Origin of the sequence: Dyadobacter sp. OTU695, assembly GCF_038440355.1 — a bacterium.
In the GTDB taxonomy this organism is placed as follows: domain Bacteria; phylum Bacteroidota; class Bacteroidia; order Cytophagales; family Spirosomataceae; genus Dyadobacter.
In genome coordinates this window covers 154054-172481 of the sequence record NZ_JASATN010000003.1, presented here as the reverse complement: position 1 = coordinate 172481, position 18428 = coordinate 154054, and the positions used below count along the sequence as shown (strand labels likewise).

At 49.6% G+C, this 18428-nt stretch carries 16 protein-coding genes and 1 tRNA gene; 10 read left to right on the top strand and 7 right to left on the bottom strand.

The features are described 5' to 3' along the window. Positions 1 to 22: 22 nt before the first annotated feature. The 3 genes from AAHB90_RS08735 to AAHB90_RS08725 all read left to right on the top strand — a co-directional run bounded on the left by AAHB90_RS08735 (position 23) and on the right by AAHB90_RS08725 (position 2561). Positions 23 to 93, top strand: a tRNA-Gln gene (locus tag AAHB90_RS08735). Between the two features lie 247 nt (positions 94 to 340). After that, positions 341 to 946 carry a TetR/AcrR family transcriptional regulator gene (locus AAHB90_RS08730; RefSeq protein WP_342084555.1) on the top strand — a complete coding sequence of 202 codons (606 nt, stop codon included), beginning with the start codon at positions 341 to 343 and terminating at the stop codon, positions 944 to 946. Positions 947 to 1043: 97 nt separating this feature from the next. Then, the gene (locus AAHB90_RS08725; RefSeq protein WP_342084554.1) at positions 1044 to 2561 is read left to right on the top strand and encodes a lipopolysaccharide biosynthesis protein; all 1518 of its coding nucleotides are present in this window, start codon (positions 1044 to 1046) and stop codon (positions 2559 to 2561) included. A gap of 6 nt (positions 2562 to 2567) precedes the next feature. Here AAHB90_RS08725 and AAHB90_RS08720 read toward each other — a convergent pair whose 3' ends face one another. Then, entirely contained in the window at positions 2568 to 3314 is a 747-nt protein-coding gene (locus tag AAHB90_RS08720; RefSeq protein ID WP_342084553.1) for an ABC transporter ATP-binding protein, read from the bottom strand. A gap of 21 nt (positions 3315 to 3335) precedes the next feature. Continuing rightward, positions 3336 to 4064, bottom strand: a complete 729-nt coding sequence (locus AAHB90_RS08715) for an MlaE family ABC transporter permease (protein WP_342084552.1) — start codon at positions 4062 to 4064, stop codon at positions 3336 to 3338. 62 nt (positions 4065 to 4126) lie between these two features. Here AAHB90_RS08715 and AAHB90_RS08710 point away from each other — a divergent pair, with 62 nt between their 5' ends. From AAHB90_RS08710 to AAHB90_RS08700, 3 genes are all read left to right on the top strand, one after another. Further along, the gene (locus AAHB90_RS08710) at positions 4127 to 4837 is read left to right on the top strand and encodes an SDR family oxidoreductase (protein WP_342084551.1); all 711 of its coding nucleotides are present in this window, start codon (positions 4127 to 4129) and stop codon (positions 4835 to 4837) included. Positions 4838 to 4911: 74 nt separating this feature from the next. Continuing rightward, on the top strand, positions 4912 to 5820 hold the full coding sequence (locus AAHB90_RS08705; RefSeq protein ID WP_342084550.1) for an ROK family protein: 909 nt from the start codon (positions 4912 to 4914) through the stop codon (positions 5818 to 5820). A 60-nt stretch (positions 5821 to 5880) separates the two neighbouring features. Then, positions 5881 to 6591, top strand: a complete 711-nt coding sequence (locus AAHB90_RS08700; protein ID WP_342084549.1) for a glycosyltransferase family 2 protein — start codon at positions 5881 to 5883, stop codon at positions 6589 to 6591. On the opposite strand, the gene AAHB90_RS08695 is transcribed toward AAHB90_RS08700, so the two are convergent. Both AAHB90_RS08695 and AAHB90_RS08690 read right to left on the bottom strand, forming a co-directional pair. Further along, positions 6588 to 8111, bottom strand: a complete 1524-nt coding sequence (locus tag AAHB90_RS08695; RefSeq protein WP_342084548.1) for a hypothetical protein — start codon at positions 8109 to 8111, stop codon at positions 6588 to 6590. The two genes, AAHB90_RS08700 and AAHB90_RS08695, sit on opposite strands and share 4 nt — an antisense overlap. A 2-nt stretch (positions 8112 to 8113) precedes the next feature. Further along, on the bottom strand, positions 8114 to 9925 hold the full coding sequence (locus AAHB90_RS08690; RefSeq protein WP_342084547.1) for a galactose-binding domain-containing protein: 1812 nt from the start codon (positions 9923 to 9925) through the stop codon (positions 8114 to 8116). A 338-nt stretch (positions 9926 to 10263) separates the two neighbouring features. Here AAHB90_RS08690 and AAHB90_RS08685 point away from each other — a divergent pair, with 338 nt between their 5' ends. Both AAHB90_RS08685 and AAHB90_RS08680 read left to right on the top strand, forming a co-directional pair. After that, positions 10264 to 10554, top strand: coding sequence for a helix-turn-helix transcriptional regulator (locus AAHB90_RS08685; RefSeq protein WP_342084546.1), 291 nt, complete (start codon positions 10264 to 10266; stop codon positions 10552 to 10554). A gap of 343 nt (positions 10555 to 10897) precedes the next feature. Continuing rightward, entirely contained in the window at positions 10898 to 12130 is a 1233-nt protein-coding gene (locus tag AAHB90_RS08680) for a hypothetical protein (protein WP_342084545.1), read from the top strand. 5 nt (positions 12131 to 12135) lie between these two features. Here AAHB90_RS08680 and AAHB90_RS08675 read toward each other — a convergent pair whose 3' ends face one another. The 3 genes from AAHB90_RS08675 to murB form a co-directional block, all read right to left on the bottom strand. Then, positions 12136 to 14091 carry a T9SS type A sorting domain-containing protein gene (locus AAHB90_RS08675; protein WP_446717890.1) on the bottom strand — a complete coding sequence of 652 codons (1956 nt, stop codon included), beginning with the start codon at positions 14089 to 14091 and terminating at the stop codon, positions 12136 to 12138. Positions 14092 to 14257: 166 nt separating this feature from the next. Beyond that, complete coding sequence (locus AAHB90_RS08670) at positions 14258 to 15490, bottom strand: hypothetical protein (protein WP_342084543.1); 1233 nt, start codon at positions 15488 to 15490, stop codon at positions 14258 to 14260. Positions 15491 to 15496: 6 nt separating this feature from the next. Then, entirely contained in the window at positions 15497 to 16513 is a 1017-nt protein-coding gene (gene murB, locus AAHB90_RS08665; protein WP_342084542.1) for a UDP-N-acetylmuramate dehydrogenase, read from the bottom strand. 54 nt (positions 16514 to 16567) lie between these two features. Between murB and AAHB90_RS08660 the strand changes: the two genes are divergently transcribed. Together AAHB90_RS08660 and gmd are read left to right on the top strand one after the other, a co-directional pair. After that, positions 16568 to 17191: an SPOR domain-containing protein gene (locus AAHB90_RS08660; protein ID WP_342084541.1), complete on the top strand. Its 624-nt coding sequence runs from the start codon at positions 16568 to 16570 to the stop codon at positions 17189 to 17191. Between the two features lie 75 nt (positions 17192 to 17266). After that, positions 17267 to 18379, top strand: a complete 1113-nt coding sequence (gmd, locus tag AAHB90_RS08655) for a GDP-mannose 4,6-dehydratase (RefSeq protein WP_342084540.1) — start codon at positions 17267 to 17269, stop codon at positions 18377 to 18379. Positions 18380 to 18428 lie beyond the last annotated feature (49 nt).

Genomic DNA, 18428 nt, shown 5'->3' with positions numbered 1-18428 from the left:
TTTGCACCACTATTTACGGTTTTGGCCGATGGTGTAATGGTAACACAGGACATTTTGGTTGTCTTATTCAGGGTTCGAGTCCTTGTCGGCCAACAGTAATCTAAGAGCTCATTTTTCAATGAGCTCTTTTTTATTTCCATTCATTTCCGCTCCCAAACTTAGAATACTTCCAAATTTCGGAGGTTAGAAGACCTTTTGATAGCATTTCCATCCTTTTGCGACTTTACGGTGACATTAAGGAAACGATTTTAAAAATTTGGTTACTTAATGTAACTTTTCTGCTATAAAATTTGGATATGAAATGTTACATTTACTATGTTTTAACCTAAACAGCACCCATATGAAAGTAGAAAAAGTTAAAAAGCGTGATCGCGAGCGCACCAAGAGTAAAATACTCAAGGCGGTCGGCGAAGTAATTGAACAACATGGCACCGAAAAGGTGGGCGTCAACCTGATCGCCCGCACCGCAGGAGTCAACAAGGTACTGATTTACAGATACTTTGAAAGCGTAGACGGCCTGATGGAACAATACGTCAGGTCGGGAGAATACACGTCAACCCTCAGCACCGATTACATTGACAGCATCCCCGAGCTGACACCAGAAGAACGGAACAAAGCTCTCACGTCCCTCATGCACACTTTCACGAACGATCTGCGCCAGCGTAAGGCTACGCGCGACCTGCTCCGCTGGGAAATCGGAACCGGAAAGTCGATGCTTTCAGATGCCCGCAATCAGATTGCGACGCGCATCCTGAGCAAAATAGGCGACCTGCCCTATTATAATGACACCAGCGCTTTAATCGCATTCATTTCAGCAGGCATTTATTTTTTGACCATCTCCTCCGACTATCGTGAAAGAATGCTTGACGTAGATCTCCAGACTGATGAAGGATGGAAGCGGATCGAGCGCGTGATTGACAGTATCATCTCGGATGTCCGGGGTTGACGATAAAAAACCGAAAGCCCTTCCCACGAAACGGGAAGGGCTTTTCCTTTTATTGGCAGTTACTCACCTATATTTGCGGTGGAAAATCCCGCATTGAATGAGCGTACTGAAAAAACTGGCCAGTGAAACCGCCACTTACGGCATCAGCACCATGCTGGGCCGCTTTTTGAACTACCTGCTGGTGGCACTGCATACCAAGCTTTTTGAACCTCAACAAATTGCCGCACAAGGGCAGCTCTTCGCCTACGCCGGCCTGGCCCTCGTACTTTACACGTTCGGGATGGAGACGGCATTTTTCCGCTTTGCACGGGAGGAAAAGGACCGGAAGCAATATTACGACCTTATATTGAGCGCAGTGATCATGGTCAGTCTTATCTGTTCCACGCTCATGTTCGTATTCGCGGGCCCCATCGCGGAGTTGATCAAATATCCCGAATCGGTATCCATCGTGAGGATGTTCGCGATCATCATGGTCACCGACGGCATTGTTTCGATCCCCTTCGCGAGGTTGCGGCTGGAAGGCAAGGGGAAAAAGTTCGTGATCATCCGGGTCACCAACATCCTTATCAACATTTTCCTGAACCTGTTCTTCCTGCTTATCTGCCGCGACATTCACGCAGGGGAATACCTGGCATTCCTGCAACCGGCCGTCGACCTCTTCTACGATCCGCTGCACGCGCCGGATTACATCGTACTTGCGAACCTGATCGCCAACCTTACATTTTTCTGGATGCTCAGGAAAGAGTTTGCCGACTTCCGGTTTGTATTCAGCGCCGATCTATTCAAACCCGTGTGGGTCTACGCATTTCCGGTAATGGTGATGAACGTCGGTGGCGTCCTGAACATGCTTTTCGACCGCGCATTTATCCAGTTCCTCCTGCCCGCAGGCTTCTATCCTGGCCGCAGCAACGAAACTGCCATCGGTATTTATGTACAATGTTATAAATTATCGATTTTTATGAACCTGGCAATCCAGGCATTTAAATATGCGGCAGAGCCGTTTTTCTTTTCAAAAGGAGAAGACAAGAATGCGCCGCCGGTTTTCGCGAAGGTGACCAAATATTTTATCATCATATGCGTGCTCATGTGGGTAGGCATATGCCTGAACCTCGATTTATTCGCAGAGCTATTCCTTAAAAAGAAGATTTACCACGAAGGCCTCGCAGTAGTGCCCTGGCTGCTGGCGGGGTATTTGTTCCTGGGCGTATACTACAATCTGGCCACATGGTTCAAGCTGACGGACAAGACGGAATATGGCACCTGGCTTACGCTTACGGGCGCGGGGATTACCATTGCTACCAGCTTTGTGCTCGTGCCGCAGATCGGCTATATGGGCTTTGCAATCGCATTCGCACTGTCGGGGTTTATTATGCTGACACTTTGCTACTATTTCGGGCAAAAGTTTTACCCGGTGCCCTACGACATCGCTTCTGCATTAGGCTACATCGGCGGCGGGGCGTTGCTGATTTACACTTCATCGCTCTTTAAAATACCCGATTTATGGATTTCCGTGCCCGTGCATATGGGTGTGCTTGCGATCTTCGTGGTGGTGGTTTTTCTGGTAGAAAGGAAAAATATCCCGGTATTTCGGCGCCCGGCACCCCGGAAACAGTAATGCAGCTTATTCCTGCATTTCGCGCAGCAGCTTGTTGGAAAAAAGGAATTCTTTCAACTCCGGTACCGTCGTCTTTGTGATCTCTGAATTGACTCCCTCCCAAAGTTTATCTCCCTGATAAAGGAACATAATATTCTGCCCGATCTCCATTACAGAGTTCATATCATGGGTAATGATGATAGTCGTGATCTGATATTCTTCGGTAATCTCTTTGATCAGCTCGTCTATCTTCACCGAAGTCAGAGGGTCAAGGCCCGAGTTAGGTTCGTCGCAAAAGAGGTACGCAGGGTTCATTACAATAGCCCGGGCGATGCCGACGCGCTTTTTCATCCCGCCGCTGATCTCCGACGGCATTCGTTTTGCAGCCGCTTCCAGCCCTACCCTTTGCAGGCAGAATGCAACGCGCTCCTGTTTTTCTTCCGGCGATTGCGTGGTAAGCATATCGAGCGGGAAGCGCACATTTTCCTCCACGGTTTTGGAATCAAACAATGCTCCCCCCTGGAACAGCACGCCCATTTCCCGGCGGATCGATTGTTGGGTTTCTTTATCGCAATTGTAAAAATCGCGGCCATTGTACAGAACATTGCCCTGGTCGGGTTTCACGAGGCCGATCATGCATTTCAGCAATACACTTTTACCGGTACCGCTGCCTCCGATGATCAGGTTTGTTTCTCCTTTTTGAAACTGGGCCGAAATTCCCTTTAAAACTTCCTTACCGTTAAATGCCTTGGCGATATTGTTGATTTCAATCATTTTGTGTCCGGTTGAGAACGCTTACAAAAGCAGCTGTGCGAGCAGGTAATCTGCGATGAGGATCGAAATACAGCTGTTGGTTACGGCTTGTGTGCTTGCTTTACCTACTTCCAACGCTCCGCCCGACGTAAAAAATCCCTTGAAAGAAGAAATAGAAGCGATCAGAAAGCCGAAAACGAATGGTTTTACACACATAAAGAATATGTTGTAGGGCACGAACGAGTCGCGGATACCGTATAAATAATCGCGTTCGGTGATCACACCGGTCAACGTTCCCGCCAGATACCCCCCCATAATGCCCAGGAATGCGGAGAAAATAACCAGCATCGGAAATGTCAGCATCGCTGCTATTACTTTGGGAAGTACCAAATAGGATGAGGAATTGATTCCCATCACCTCTAGTGCGTCAATTTGCTCCGTAATGCGCATGGTCCCCAGTTCGCTGGCGATATTGGAACCTACTTTTCCAGCGAGAACGATACAGGTAATGGTAGGCGCAAGTTCGAGGATTTCCATATCACGGACGATGAGCGCCACGGTGGAAATGGGGATAATCGGGCTGACGAGGTTATAAGCCGTCTGAATACAGGACACCGCACCGATGAACGTGGAGACGATCGCAACGATGAATATCGAACTCACGCCGATGCCCACGCACTCCTCCATCAACCTCTGCCAATAAACCGATAATTTCTCGCCCTTCCCGAACAGCGTCCCTAAAAAAATGAAGTATTTACCGATTACAGACATGATATCTTAATTGTATTCAATATTTTCGGGGAAATTAGGCAAAAAAAGAAGTAATCAGAAAAATGAATCCATTAGCGGTTGTAACCGGTGGAACAAAGGGGATCGGAAGGGCAGCGATAGAAAAATTTTTGGCACAAGGCTTTGATGTAATTACCTGCGCAAGAAACGAGAGCGATCTGCTCGAACTGCAACAAACATTCAGCGAAAGTTTTCCCGAATCGAAATTGACTTATTTAACGGCCGACCTTTCGGTGAGGGCCGATGTAGATGCATTCATCGCATTTATCCACAAACGTAATACGCCACCGGAGGTACTTATCAACAATACCGGCGTATTTATTCCCGGACAGGTTCATAACGAGACGGAAGGCACACTGGAAAAGACGATGGAAACCAATCTTTACAGCGCCTATCATCTCACAAGAGGGGTATTGCCGAGCATGATGGAGCGCCAAAAGGGCCATATTTTCACCATTTGTTCCACAGCCAGTATTATCGCCTACCCGAACGGCGGTTCATACTGCATTTCTAAGTTCGCATTGTATGGGATGACGAAGGTTTTGCGGGAAGAAATGAAACCGTATAATGTACGTGTAACGGCCATTCTCCCTGGCGCCACCTATACCGACAGTTGGAAAGGCACCGATCTCCCCGAAGAGCGTTTTATCGATTCCAGGGACGTCGCCGAATCGATCTGGTCTGTCTATGCATTGTCTTCCAGGGCAGTTGTCGAAGAAATTTTGATCCGCCCGCAACTGGGAGATTTGGATTAATGAGTGAACAATAGCGCAATTTTACTAAATTGCCGCATTTTTAAAATTATTTATTAAACCCATATTTTCATTTCATGGAACAATACCTCGGTATAGACGTGGGCGGTACTAACGTAAAAATGGGGATCGTTGACGCTACAGATGGAAGAATCTCTAATTTTTACAGTCACGATACCGCCAGCTGGCGCAGCTCCGGGCATTTTATAGACAGATTAGGTGATGCAATAGCGCTCCAGCTTGTTGAATACCCCGAAGTAAAAAAAGTAGGGATCGGTGTTCCGGGGCTCATTTCCCGCGACCGGACTACACTGATTGAGATCACGGCAATCCCTGAAATCGATGGGATCGCCATTGTTCCGGATTTGAAAGCAAGGTTCCCGCAGCATGATTTTTACCTGGAAAACGACGCGAATGCAGCGGCTTTGGGTGAATACTATTTTGGCGAAGACAAACTTCCGGAAGACTATATTTTCGTAACCCTCGGCACCGGCATCGGCGGTGCGGCGATTATCGACAAGAAAGTGTTCAAAGGCGGTGGCGGTAACGCCATGGAACCAGGCCACGTTCCTTCCAAAAACGGAAAGGTCCTCGAACGCAACATCGGTAAAAAAGAATTGCTGGATATGGCCAATGCCATGCGCGCAGCCTACACCGGCACGACGCAACTGCCTTCCGACGGGACGATTTCTACGACCGGCCTTGTAGCAGCGGCTTCGGCAGGCGACGAACTCGCGAAAGCCGTTTTCCACGAAATGGGTTACCTGCTGGGTGAAGGCCTGGTATCAATGATCCGTATCCTGGATATCACAACAATTTTGATCGGTGGTGGTATTTCTGCCTCATTTGAGTTTATTTTGCCGGCTATTAACGATCGTTTCAAGTATTGGCTGACGCCCTATTACCTGAAAACCGTCACCATCAAACGCGCGACGCTCGCTAACGACGCCGGACTACTTGGAGCGGCTTCTCTTTGCTTTGAATAACGAATAACCCCGAAACAATAAAGATTCACTCTTAAACAGTCTCACTCTTATTTTTCCCTGATGAAATTATCGGTTATCGTTCCTGCCTACAATGAAGAAAAGACAATCCGAAATGTGCTGGATAAACTCAAATCCGTTGAACTGATAGGCAATTTTCAGAAGGAGATCGTAATCGTGAATGACTGTTCTGCCGACAATACGGAGGCGGTTGCTAAAAAATTTATAGAAGAGAATCCCGAGCTGGAAGTGGCTTACTTCCGGCATGAATATAACCAGGGAAAAGGAGCCGCATTGCACACCGGCATACGCCGCGCAACGGGCGACTACATTATCGTTCAGGACGCTGATCTTGAATACGATCCCCAGGAATTCAATATATTGCTAAAACCGGTTATCGAAGGATATGCGGATGTGGTGTATGGCTCCCGCTTCATGGGCGGAAGACCACACCGCATCCTTTTTTTCTGGCATACGATAGGAAACAAGTTCCTGACGTTCCTGAGCAACATGTTTACCAACCTCAACCTGACGGACATGGAAACATGCTACAAGCTCTTCCGCGCCGATCTGCTCAAAGGCCTCAAACTGGTCGAAAACCGCTTCGGCTTCGAGCCGGAGGTAACGGCGAAAATCTCCAAAATTCCCAAAATCCGCATTTACGAAGTCGGCGTCTCGTATTATGGCCGCACGTACGATGAAGGAAAGAAAATCAACTGGAAAGACGGCTTCCGCGCATTGTATTGCATTGTGCGCTACGGGCTGGGAAGCTAAATATCCAGCAGTACCACATGGATACCGCTTCCGCATACGGTGCCGGTATAGCTTTTGGCCGGGTTGGTCGGATGCTTGATCTCAATGGTATGCCCGAGGTTATCCGCATACATATTAAAGTAATACAAAATCATCTTGTTGCCTGAAATACGGCATCTTGCAACACCTCTTTTCGCAAAGTATGCACTTACGATGTCGCAGCCTGTTGCTTTCCGGTCGATCCATGCATTGCCGTCGAGGCGATAGGAGCAGTAATATGGCGTACCGCCCGTAACCACGCCGCCCGTTTGCATCCACAACAGATTCCCGAAGTAGGTGTAGTCGCTGCTGACTGCCAGCGGTGAATAAAAATCCTGCGGCGGTAAACCCACGCCGAGCTGGTAGTAATAGGGAAATGTCGCCGGACCGCCCGCATTGGGCCGCCAGTGATCCATGCTCTGATGTACCGGCTGGAAGTATCCGATGGGCTTTTTGCTAGCCGGTTGTTTCAAAAAAGTACCCCAGTCGACAAAGATATTACCGTACTCGTGCGCCAGAAAGCCCATCAGGATCTGAAACGCTGGATCGTGGACCGGCTTGTCGGCCCGGAAAAATGTGCCTTCCGGAAATGTAACCTTGTCGGTGAACGACTCCGGGGCCCATTCATGGTGGTTATAGAAGAACATCCCCGTGTATTTGCCGAGCTTTTGCCAAAGCTCCATGCAGAAGAGTGTGTTCATCGCCGACCCCGGATTAAGGTCGAACGCCCCGAAGTAAATGCCTTCCATCACGGTGTTTGTGCGCGATAAACTCCCGCCCGGGTGAAACCACGTTTTCAATTGCCATTGCGAAGGGTCCTGCGTATACATCACTTCCCAGTCGGCCTGGGTCTTAGCGGTGTTTCCGAGGTAGTAAGGACCTGTCGCAAAGTAGTTATGGCAGAGGAAAAACGGCTTCTGGTCCTGTACCTTCTTGGCTTCGTAAAGTCCGGCGAGTTCGTCATAAAACGAATGCCACATCGGTTTGTCGGCCGGCATAAACGGAAAGTTCTCCATGGTCTCTCCGATCCAGAGATTGGACGCATTGCCGCTGTTCCAAACCTCATGCGCCTTCGCACGGGCCTCAGCATCCGTAAACGGACCATTGGGCCAGCATTTTTTGTTGTATCCATCTACCCACTCTTCGGGACCGGAGCATGGCAAGCCAAAAATCGTCGGAATGGTAGGAACACCGTTGTATTCCTTGTCTGGATAGGTGCTCCTGAATGTAGCCAGTGACCCTTCGTTGCCGAGCTCGTTCCGGTTATAATGGGTACCACCCTTTGCGAACGTCTGCGCCCACGTGTACGATTGCTTGGTAGGCGGCTTTACGAGCACATGGCCCGCAGGCATGGCGATATTCGGACTTACTTCCATGAAACCAGGCGTTTGCGACGTCGGATCGTAGCCGGTTGGGATGGTGCTCTTGAAAGCGACCGGTATAGTCTGGGCATGAAGGGTCAGGGCGCTCAGAAGCACCCAAAGCAGGATCAGCTTTTTCATAGTCAGTTAAAGATAAAAGTGGTGAGACCTCCCCGCGCGCCGGGCGCGAGCTGTGCGACAGCGTCGTTCAGGTAATAATAGTTGCAGCCCTCCGGCGGACAAGGCCAGCGGTTGAGCGTGTCAAGCCCGATCTTCGTCGCCATTTTCACAACCCTGCCAGGACTGCTCGACTGCCAGGGCTCATTGGTAAGATTACCTGCCGTTTTGAGCCATTTGCTGCCGACAAAATAGGACCACTCATAACCCGCAGGTAAGCTCACCGTTCCGATATCGCTCAACAACCAGCCCCCGGGATTAGCAGGATCGGGAACAATCGACAAAGTGAGAATTTCCGGAAAACCGCTGGAAGAAATTTTCGGTACCAATGCGGTGGGGGTACAATTGGCCGCCTGTGCGACCACAAACGTCTTTGCCTGCGCACTCGTACACGTGCCATTGCTACTGAAAGCGGTGTATGTACCCGCATTGGCAGTCGTTATGGAAGTTCCGCTCCCGGCAGACGCTCCATTCAGCAGCCAGCTCACATTGCCCGTGTGTCCCGAGGCCGACAATGTGACCTGTTGATTGGTTGCCGGACATACATTTGTTCCGGCCGTTTGCACAACGGTAGGCATGATACAGGTCGTCGCACAGCCGTTAATGGACAGGCCCACGAAGTTGCTCGGCCCCGCGTGCGCGCCAACGCCCACGTACTGCCCGTGCCAGGATGCATTTACGACCCCGTCGATCGCGTATTGCCAACCCATTGCAGCTACATTCGGGTCAGAACCGAAGGTTGTGCCTGAAAACTTGGTTGCACCGTTATAAAATTCAATCTCGCGCAATTCACCGTACCCCGTCGGGCTTGACGCGTAACGCACATGCTGATAGGGTGTCGCATTGGGGAATGTAAATTCCTGCCAGCTCCCCGTAGCATTCACACCGATCGTGTAGATATCGGTCCAGGTCGCGCCGTCGTTCGAGCCCTGAATTTTAGCTCCGTTGAGCCGGTTAAAGTCGGACGTCCGCCAATGCAGCCTTACCTTATTCACAACTGTACAGGTTTGCGCTTCGCCCGTGACGCAAATTTTGTCCTGCCGGCAACTCCCGCCACCGGTACCTGCAATTTTCAATGTGGAAGCGCCTGCATTCAGGTTGACAGGAAACGTATAGTCTATATACGCAATATTCCAGGAGCCCGAATTCGGCAGGGAAATAGTTTGTGCATTGCCGCCGTTGACGGTAACATTTACTACGGGAGCCACCGAGGAATAGTAGCGTAATGTGACCTGATAGGGTCCGGCGGAAGGCACATTCACGGTGTAGTCCACGTAATGATTGTACTGGTTTTCGGCCCCGCGCGTCTGCCCGTTCGAGGCATTCGGGTCACTGGTTACCGGGCCGTTAGCGCCGGACATTGACTCTGATTCAAGGCATTGGCTGAAAGCATTGACCATCGTTTGTCGCGAGGCCTTTTCTGTCGTTTCCAGGTCATCAACGGCTATGGCCAGCTCTTCCCTGTACAGAAAGCGATCGATTTCAGCAGAATGCTTTGTTCCGCGCAGCAGGATAAATTTCCCCGACGGCGGCTTGGACACAAACTTGCCAGTGAGCCGATACTGTACCTTGTCACCCGGTCGCAGCAATTTAGCAGAAACCGCATGATAATAATTACCTGCCGTTTGGACAAAACCGTCTGGAAATACCACCTTCAAAACAAACTCGCCGTCCAGCGAGACCGGAAACAACCGAAGGCCCGAAAAATCGCGCAGCGTACACTGAATGTCGATCGAAAACTCCTCGCCGACCTTCACCACGGACTTATCCGCGGACATTGAAAACAAAACCGGATCGAGATCCGCTTCATTTCCATTTTTAAAGTCATTTGCAAATAAATGATTTGCACTTAACAAAAGGAAGCAGGTCAGAACGTATCTGACGAATTTAATGTGAGTGTGCATAACGAAATAAGTAAAGTAGTTTTCGTAAAACTATATCTACCATTTTATTTCACCTATTTCATTTGCCCATCAAAAATTTACACTGAACCCCTCAATTATTGATGGGTTGTTATTTTTATTAAAACAAATAACTTTGCTGTTATGCCGGATTAATTCTCGCAGTTCCAGCTATCAAAACCCTTTTTCGGCTTACCACTATCATCACATTATCTATGACCCCCGTATCAGCAAATGCCTCCATACTATTGGCCGACGACTGCCAGTCTATTAACCAGAAATTACTTCAACTCACGGACCGCGAATGGGACGTGCTATCCTTCATTTCCGACGGTCTGACCACGGCCGAAATAGCCTCCTGCCTCGTCATTGAGCCGAAAAGCATTGAGAACTACAAACGAAGGATCAGCAAAAAGCTGGAAATCAGCGGCCGCAGCAACCTTATAAAGTTTTGCATTGTAAACCGGGATTACCTGCGGAAACTTTATTCCCTGGTCCATAAATAGCATTCCATATCTGTATTTAACAAACAGAAATAAAAAGGAATTTGCCGATTGATAATTCAAATAAACTATACACACATTTCTTAATTAAATGCAAAGCAAAATACTTTATAGAATATCAATTATATATTTATTGATTCCAAACCTAATCTATTATTTATATTGGACGAAATCCGTAGTTGCATTAACCGGCATTGCGCTACTAATTTATCTGCTTTATAAAAATATATGGGGAGAAAGCGGTTATTATAAAACTTTCGTTCATCTAAAAGATATCTGTATCGCGCTCATTACGGCGGTTGGCCTGACACTCGCTTCGGGTATTACGGGTTTTGCGTTTCAAACCATGGATCATTGGTGTCACAACGCGAAATTCCAGGACCTCCTGCAAAATGACTGGCCCCTTCGCTTTCCAACAAACCGCCCGGTGATGGCCTATTATTTCGGGTACTATCTGGTTCCGGCCGCGCTTTCCAAATTGACTGGCGATATGTCAACGGCGGGGATCCTGATCTGGACCAGCCTGGGTATTGCGCTTGGGCTGCTGTGGGTCTGTATATCGCTGCACCAGAAATGGTGGGCAACCCTACTGGTATTATGTGTGGGTGATTTTCCAAGGGTTTTTAAAGGTATAGCGGCACATTGGTCCATTCCGTTGTACCGGTATGAAGAGCTTGGAATAGAACATTGGTCGAACCTGGAAAATCTGTTCTGGACGCCGAATCAATTTATTCCCTCGTTGATGCTGGGTGGAATGCTGTTTCACGCGATCCGCCACCGGCTCGATTATGCATTGCTTTGCTTTCCAACGGCACTGGCGCTCTGGTGGGCGGCTTTTCCAGCATTGGTAACAGGCTTGATGATCGCGCTGCTGCTGGTTGGCCAATGGATACGGTGGGGCGTTTCCTTCAAAGGGCTGTTGGAGCGGGTTCTGTTGCCGTTCGTTGCGGTGGTTCCGGTGTTGCTCCTGTTTCAGTCGCATCCCCACCCGCCGGAGAACGGATTAATCTGGGAATTTCGGGACGGCGCCGACAACCTGCTGCGGGAATATCTGGTGAATACGGTGACGGATGCATTGCTTTTCGTGCTTGTATTTCTGGTATCCCGGCGGATTGGATTGCCCGCCATTCCGGTGGCGCCGTTTTGGGTGCTGATTTGCATTACACTGCTGTTTCCGGCGGTAAGGGTTGGGAAGGTAAATGATATGCTGCTGCGCGGTATGATGCCGGTCCTGATCCTGATAGGTTGCTACCTGCTATACCCGCTCGCGAGTCAGCCGCTGCGCAAAGTGCTTACGGCGCTCCGTAGCAATGCGGCCTGGCTGGTTATCGCACTTGCGCTACTGCTTCCGGCGGTCGTGGGTATTGCGCGGCTATGTCGTGCGGCGAGCTTCAATCGCGTTACTGCGTTGTGGAATACCACTCCTTCTAATTTTGTCCCTATGCCTTATAATGCATATCCGAGCCTGTTTGAAACGTTACGGCACCGCTGGTCGCAGCAGGAGGCGGAGCAGTATCTCGGAAAACCTGATTCGTTTTACGAAAAATACATTGCCCCGCCTCCCACGAAAAGTCCTTAATATGCTTAGCGTTTGATAAACTGCTGTGCCGTCCGCACGCCATCCTGGTTTTCAAAATTCAACAGGTATGTCCCCGTTGGCCAATCGGCTACATTGACTTCCTCACTTTTAGACGCTTTTAGCGCTTTGCGGTGCAGGATCTGCCCCTTTGCATTTAAAACAGCTATGGTACCTGTCGCCGCATTCTTGAACTCGACGCGCAACACACGGTCGGTTGGATTGGGAAACATTTGCCAGAGCGTGTTTTTAGTACCGATCTCGTTACCAAGGATCGGACTCAGATCAACAGTTGTGGTTGAGTAATTCGATTGTGAAACGTCATTGAATGCCTGAATCCGGTAGGTGTACCTGGCATTCAGCTCAATGTCGCGATCTTCGAACGATAATGATTGGCCGTTGAGCTGTTTCAAGACCTCATAGGGCGCCGAATCAGATTTTTTGCGTTGCAGCACATAGCTGGTGGCAGTTTCTACCGCGGGCCACGTCAGGATCACCGAATTATAGGTACGGTTAGCCGAGAGCATCACATTAGGTAACAGCACGCCGATACCTACCTTATCAAAAGAAAATGCCCCGAGGCCGCGCTTGTTCAGCAGATACGGTCCTGTGTAAATACCAATGTTACTTTCATAGGGGAATTGCACCGGCAGGTTATCGGGATAGAATGTGGGCAGGTAACTCAACTTCGTCGCATTGGACGGCTCTTTGAGCGTCAATGTTACCTGGTTCCCTGATGCCTTTCCCGCCGAGAATGCAGCTTTCTTTTCGTCTCCGTCGAGGAAAAAGAAGTTTTTCAGGCTCAACACCAGCGGCTTGCCATCCTGCCCTTTTATGGTCGAATCGGCGGGCCATTTCAGCTCCTGGCCCTCTTCAAAGATCAGTGTAATCTCCTTTTTCTCTGCATTGGTATAAAATGCTTTTTTGATGTCCGGGCTACGGACATTGTCCGAATCCTTCGATCCGTAAACGCGTGGTGCCAGGAAGCGATACATCCGGCGGCCAAACTCTTCATATCCCGACCTGTGATAATGCACGCCGTCATAGTCGGGCGTTCCAATAGCTGCAAAATGGTCTGTTTTAGGATAAATATATTTGGTTCTTCTCAGGAAGTCGCGTACGGAGCCCCCTACCGGATTGGGCGTGTTGTTTCTTAAAACAATAAGGTTCGACTGAACCACCACAAATTGCTCCACCGCCGGATAGTCACGCACCCAATACTTATACAGCTGGTCGTATTGTTCGGCATAGTTACCGATATTTTCGAAGGCCTCCTGCTCTCCATGCATCCAAATGAATGCCCTGATCCGTGCAGGACTGGCCACATTCACCCTCTTACGCAGTCCACCATAAAGCGATTGAATACTGGAAGAGTCACTGGAACTCCTGCTACCCAGAAAATCGCTCAACTTTGCTCCGGGCAATGAACCGTTGATCACACAGGTAGGAATGCTGTCGCGCTCCAAAATCTCCTTTTGCATTTCCAGGCCCCACGCCCCCACGTACGTCCACGACCATGCGGCGGCGGTCCAAAGCGTGTCGCCAGGTAAAATAGCCGGGTTCTGATCAGGCGTCCGGGCGACGGTACGCGCATACTTGCTCGACCAGGCCCCGAAAACGGTAGCAGCCGCATTCGACTGCCCGCTGATCACGTAAAAATCACCGGCTACCACTTCGTTGCGTCGCACTATCAGCGCCGAGTCCGCTTCGTGGCAGGCATATACTTCAAATGAGTAGTCCGCCATTTCGGCCTTGATTCTTGGCGTCATACTGAACGTACCCGTCGTTTTGCCGCCGTAATTGATCGCCGATTTCTGGTAACCGACCCGCACGTTGTTCCTGAATGTAACAACCGACATGTGGTCCCAGCCTGCCAGCTCAATGACACCGGAGATGGGCACATCGGCCATACTATCGTCAGCCCGCGCATATAATTGCATGTCGCGCGGCAGCTTATTGAACACGACGGAAAAGAAACGCTGCGCACTGGCAATGCCTGTCGAACAGCAGAAAAGGAAGAAAAGCAGGAAAACTTTTGAGTGTGTAAAGTTCATTTCATTAAGACGCGATTCTGGTGAATATTCCGTTTCCGGGTTTGGCGCTAGTAAGCAAATGGTTATAAATATATCTTTAATATTTCACATTCAATGCCTCCGGTTTGTTTTCGGTACGCGTTTCTGAAGGCAGCCAATGCTCGTCATACATAGCCAGGAACCACAAAATCATGATCATCGGCAGTGAATATTTATCCCACGATAGTTGCGCCTTGCCAAGCAGCAGGATGTTCAGCAGGAAAACCCAGGTTGCGAGGGTGAAACGGGGAGATACAAATCGCGTGAGCGTCACAAGCATCAACCCACCGAAAACCAGCTGTTTCAGCAATCCGCTAATGCCTGTTTTCATCAGGAATTCATCTACATAACCCAGGTACGGCCAGGTGAAATAGGGATTATGCGCCTGTTTGGCGGGGAAAAACACGACAATCGCGGCAATTACGACCAGAAAACCGGCGAACATAACCGGATATTTCCGGGGATATTCTAAAAAGTGTGAAAAACGGCGCGTTACCAGTGTTTCGGGAATGATATAGTACACCGCCACAACCGCCGAGGCGTACATTACATATCCGAAATTGTATTGCACCAGCTTATCCGAATCGTAATGCTGGTCGGCCATGACCGAAGCAGGTGCGGGCCCGTGCCAGATAACCACCCAGGGAACGATCGCCAGCACCGCCAACGCATACCAGATCCAGGCAGGATCAGAGAATACGCTTTTGACCAAAGCCACAGGATTAGTACTCCATTTTACATTTTTGAACACTTCATAAGCCAGGATCGCCGCCGGGAATGCAAGCATATATTGCCGACAGCAAACCGCCGCCGCCAACGACAGAAACCCTACCCAGTGCCGTTTCCGCAGATAGGCGATCACACCGCCGAGCGTGAACACCATCGCGAAAATGTCGGTGTAGTAGTAAACACTGACCAGGTAATAGTTCGGGAAAATCAATAATCCGCCCAGGCAAAGCCAGAAACGCTTCGTGCGGTCGGGACTATACCAGACAAAAAGCATCAGCAATACAAAACTCGTAAAAGCTGTAAGCAGGCGAAGGTTCTGGATATCCTCCCCGAAAACACGCAGCACCCAACCGCCCAGGATGAAAGGTATCGGCGTGTTGAGCTCGTTGTAGGTTTGGAGCAGGTTCAGCGAAGGGAGCGGCTCGGTACTGAACAGCACTGCCGTGGGCAGGTAATGGTGTTCGTCCTGATACGGGTCCACGGTAAACCGCTCTTTCAGGAAAAAAACAACGATAAATAATGCAAGCAGGGCAAATGAGGTATATAACTTTTTGCGGTGCATAAGATCCTATATAAAATTGACTTCTGCGTTGAGCCGGATCCCGAATTTCCCGGCTACGGATTCCTGAATTTTTTCTGATAATGCCTTGATCTGCGCGCCCGTTCCGCCGCCATAGTTGACGAGCACCAGCGCCTGCCGCGCATGGACGCCGATCTCACCCTCCCGGTAACCTTTCCAGCCCGCCTTTTCGATCAGCCAGCCGGCCGGTACTTTTACCGTTTCGGCATCCACAGGATAACCAGGTACTTCGGGAAAGGTTTCCCGTAATTGCGTGAACTGAGCAACGGGTATCTCGGGGTTTTTGAAAAAACTCCCCGCATTACCAATCTCCGCAGGATCGGGCAACTTGCTGCGGCGGATTGCCATGATCGCCTCGCTGATGTCACGGATCGTCGGGTTTTCAGCACCCATTTCCAGCAAGGTTTTTTGCACATCGCCGTAAGCGGCATTCAATACCGGTTTTTTACTGAGTTTAAAAGTTGCCCCGGTAATCACATATTTGTTCTTTAATGCTTTCTTGAACACACTTTCGCGGTAACCAAATTCACATTCCGCATTGCTGAAAACACGTTTTTCGCCATTTTGAATATCAACCGCCTCGACGGCCTCCACCACACTTTTGATCTCTACACCGTAAGCGCCGATATTCTGCATAGGCGCCGCACCCACCGTGCCGGGAATGAGTGACAGGTTTTCCACTCCGCCATAGCCATTGCTCACACAATGCATGACGAAATCGTGCCAAACCTCGCCCGCACCCACTTCGAGCACGACCGTTTCCTCATTCTCTTCCTTTATTATAATACCCTTGATGTCGGGATGGATCACGAGCGCCTCGATGTCCTTTGTCAGCAAAATGTTACTGCCTCCGCCGAGGATAAATTTTGGCGTCTCCTTCCATTCGGGGTCGCGCAAAATGGCTGTTAATTCATCGACAGACCGTGCATTTACGAAATACCTGGCATCGGCATCGAGCCCGAATGTATTGAGATGACGAAGTGAAACGTTGGATTGTACTAGCATTGAAATCGGGGATAAACCGGGTAAAGTTAGGTATTACATTCAAAAATAAGTGGTATGGTGATTCATCCAATTTTGATTAAGTTTGTGGGCTCAGCTACAATGGTTCAGGATATGACGCTAAAAAAGAAATTTTTATGGGCTCTGCATCTTGGTATCATTCTGATTTCGGGTTGTGCCAAAAAGTCGGTAGTGAGTTCCGGTTCGGAATACCGGGAAGACCTTTCCGCGGTCCGGCCACGCTACGAATATGTGGAACCCGCCGTCGTAACACGCCCGGAACCGGCGGCACCCGCTAAGAACAACAATGTCCCGAAAGCCGATGTAGACAAGCCCCTGTATGTCAACAAGAAACTGGAATCGGTGCTGGATACGCTGGCGAAGCAGAACAAATCTATCCGGTATATCAACGGTTTCAGGATCCAGATTTATGTAGGAAATGTGAGGCAGGAAGCGGACGGTGCGAAGTCTTACATTTACCAGTCCTTTCCAGATTTGAACCCTTACGTTTCGTATACCCAGCCGACCTACCGGGTGAAGGTGGGCGATTTTATGTACCGGAGCGACGCAGAACAATACCTCGACCTGATTCGTGAGCAATATGCCTCCGCAGTGATCCTTCCCGACAGAGTGGATATCAAGCGAAGCCTGATGGTGAACCCTGCGTCCGATCATAACTAGCGGTTGAACCAGAAATCATATTCAATCTATTTTTTAACCGGATAACATTATCCAGATATACATACTACCAACAGAATGAAGAAAGCGCTAATTACAGGGATCACCGGCCAGGATGGCTCCTATTTGGCCGAGCTCCTTTTGAGCAAGGGATACGAAGTGCATGGTATCAAACGCCGCAGTTCATTGTTCAATACCCAGCGGATCGACCATATTTACGAAGACCCGCATGAGAAGAATGTGCGCTTTCACCTTCATTATGGTGACCTGAGCGACTCTACGAATATTATCCGCATCATCCAGGAAGTACAGCCGGACGAAATATACAATCTCGGGGCCATGTCGCATGTTCAGGTGAGTTTCGAAGAACCTGAATACACCGCCAACGTCGACGGCATCGGTACGCTCCGCATCCTGGAAGCGGTACGTTTGCTGGGACTGACCCAAAAGACCAAGATTTACCAGGCATCGACTTCCGAACTGTACGGTTTGGTACAGGAAGTGCCGCAATCGGAGCGCACGCCGTTCTATCCGCGCTCGCCTTACGCGGTTGCGAAGCTTTACGGCTACTGGATCACTGTTAACTATCGCGAGGCATATAATATGTTCGCGGTGAATGGTATCCTTTTTAACCACGAATCGCCATTACGCGGTGAAACTTTTGTAACGCGCAAGATCACCCGCGCAGTTGCTCGTATTGCATTGGGCTTGCAGGACAAAGTGTACCTCGGTAACCTCGACGCGCAACGCGACTGGGGCCATGCCAAAGACTTCGTGGAAGCGATGTGGCTTATCCTTCAACAGGATACTGCCGAGGACTTCGTGATCGCAACCGGTGTTACTACCCGTATCCGTGAATTTGTCAGAATGGCATTTGCCGAAGTAGGCATCGAAGTGGAATTCAGCGGCGAAGGTGTTGACGAGATCGCAAAAGTCGTTAAATGCAACAATCCTGATTTCAAAATTGAAATCGGCAAAGAAGTCGTGGCGGTCGATCCGCGCTATTTCCGTCCTACCGAGGTGGAATTGCTGATCGGCGACCCGACCAAATCAATGGAGAAGCTGGGCTGGAAACCGAAATACGACCTGAAAGCGTTGGTGAACGACATGGTTACAGCCGACGTGCAGTTGTTCCGCAAAGACCGGTTGCTGGAAAGCAGCGGCCACCGCGTTCCCAACTACTACGAATAAGATTTATCCGGAATACAAAAAAGAGACCCCGCGGAGCGATTCCACGGGG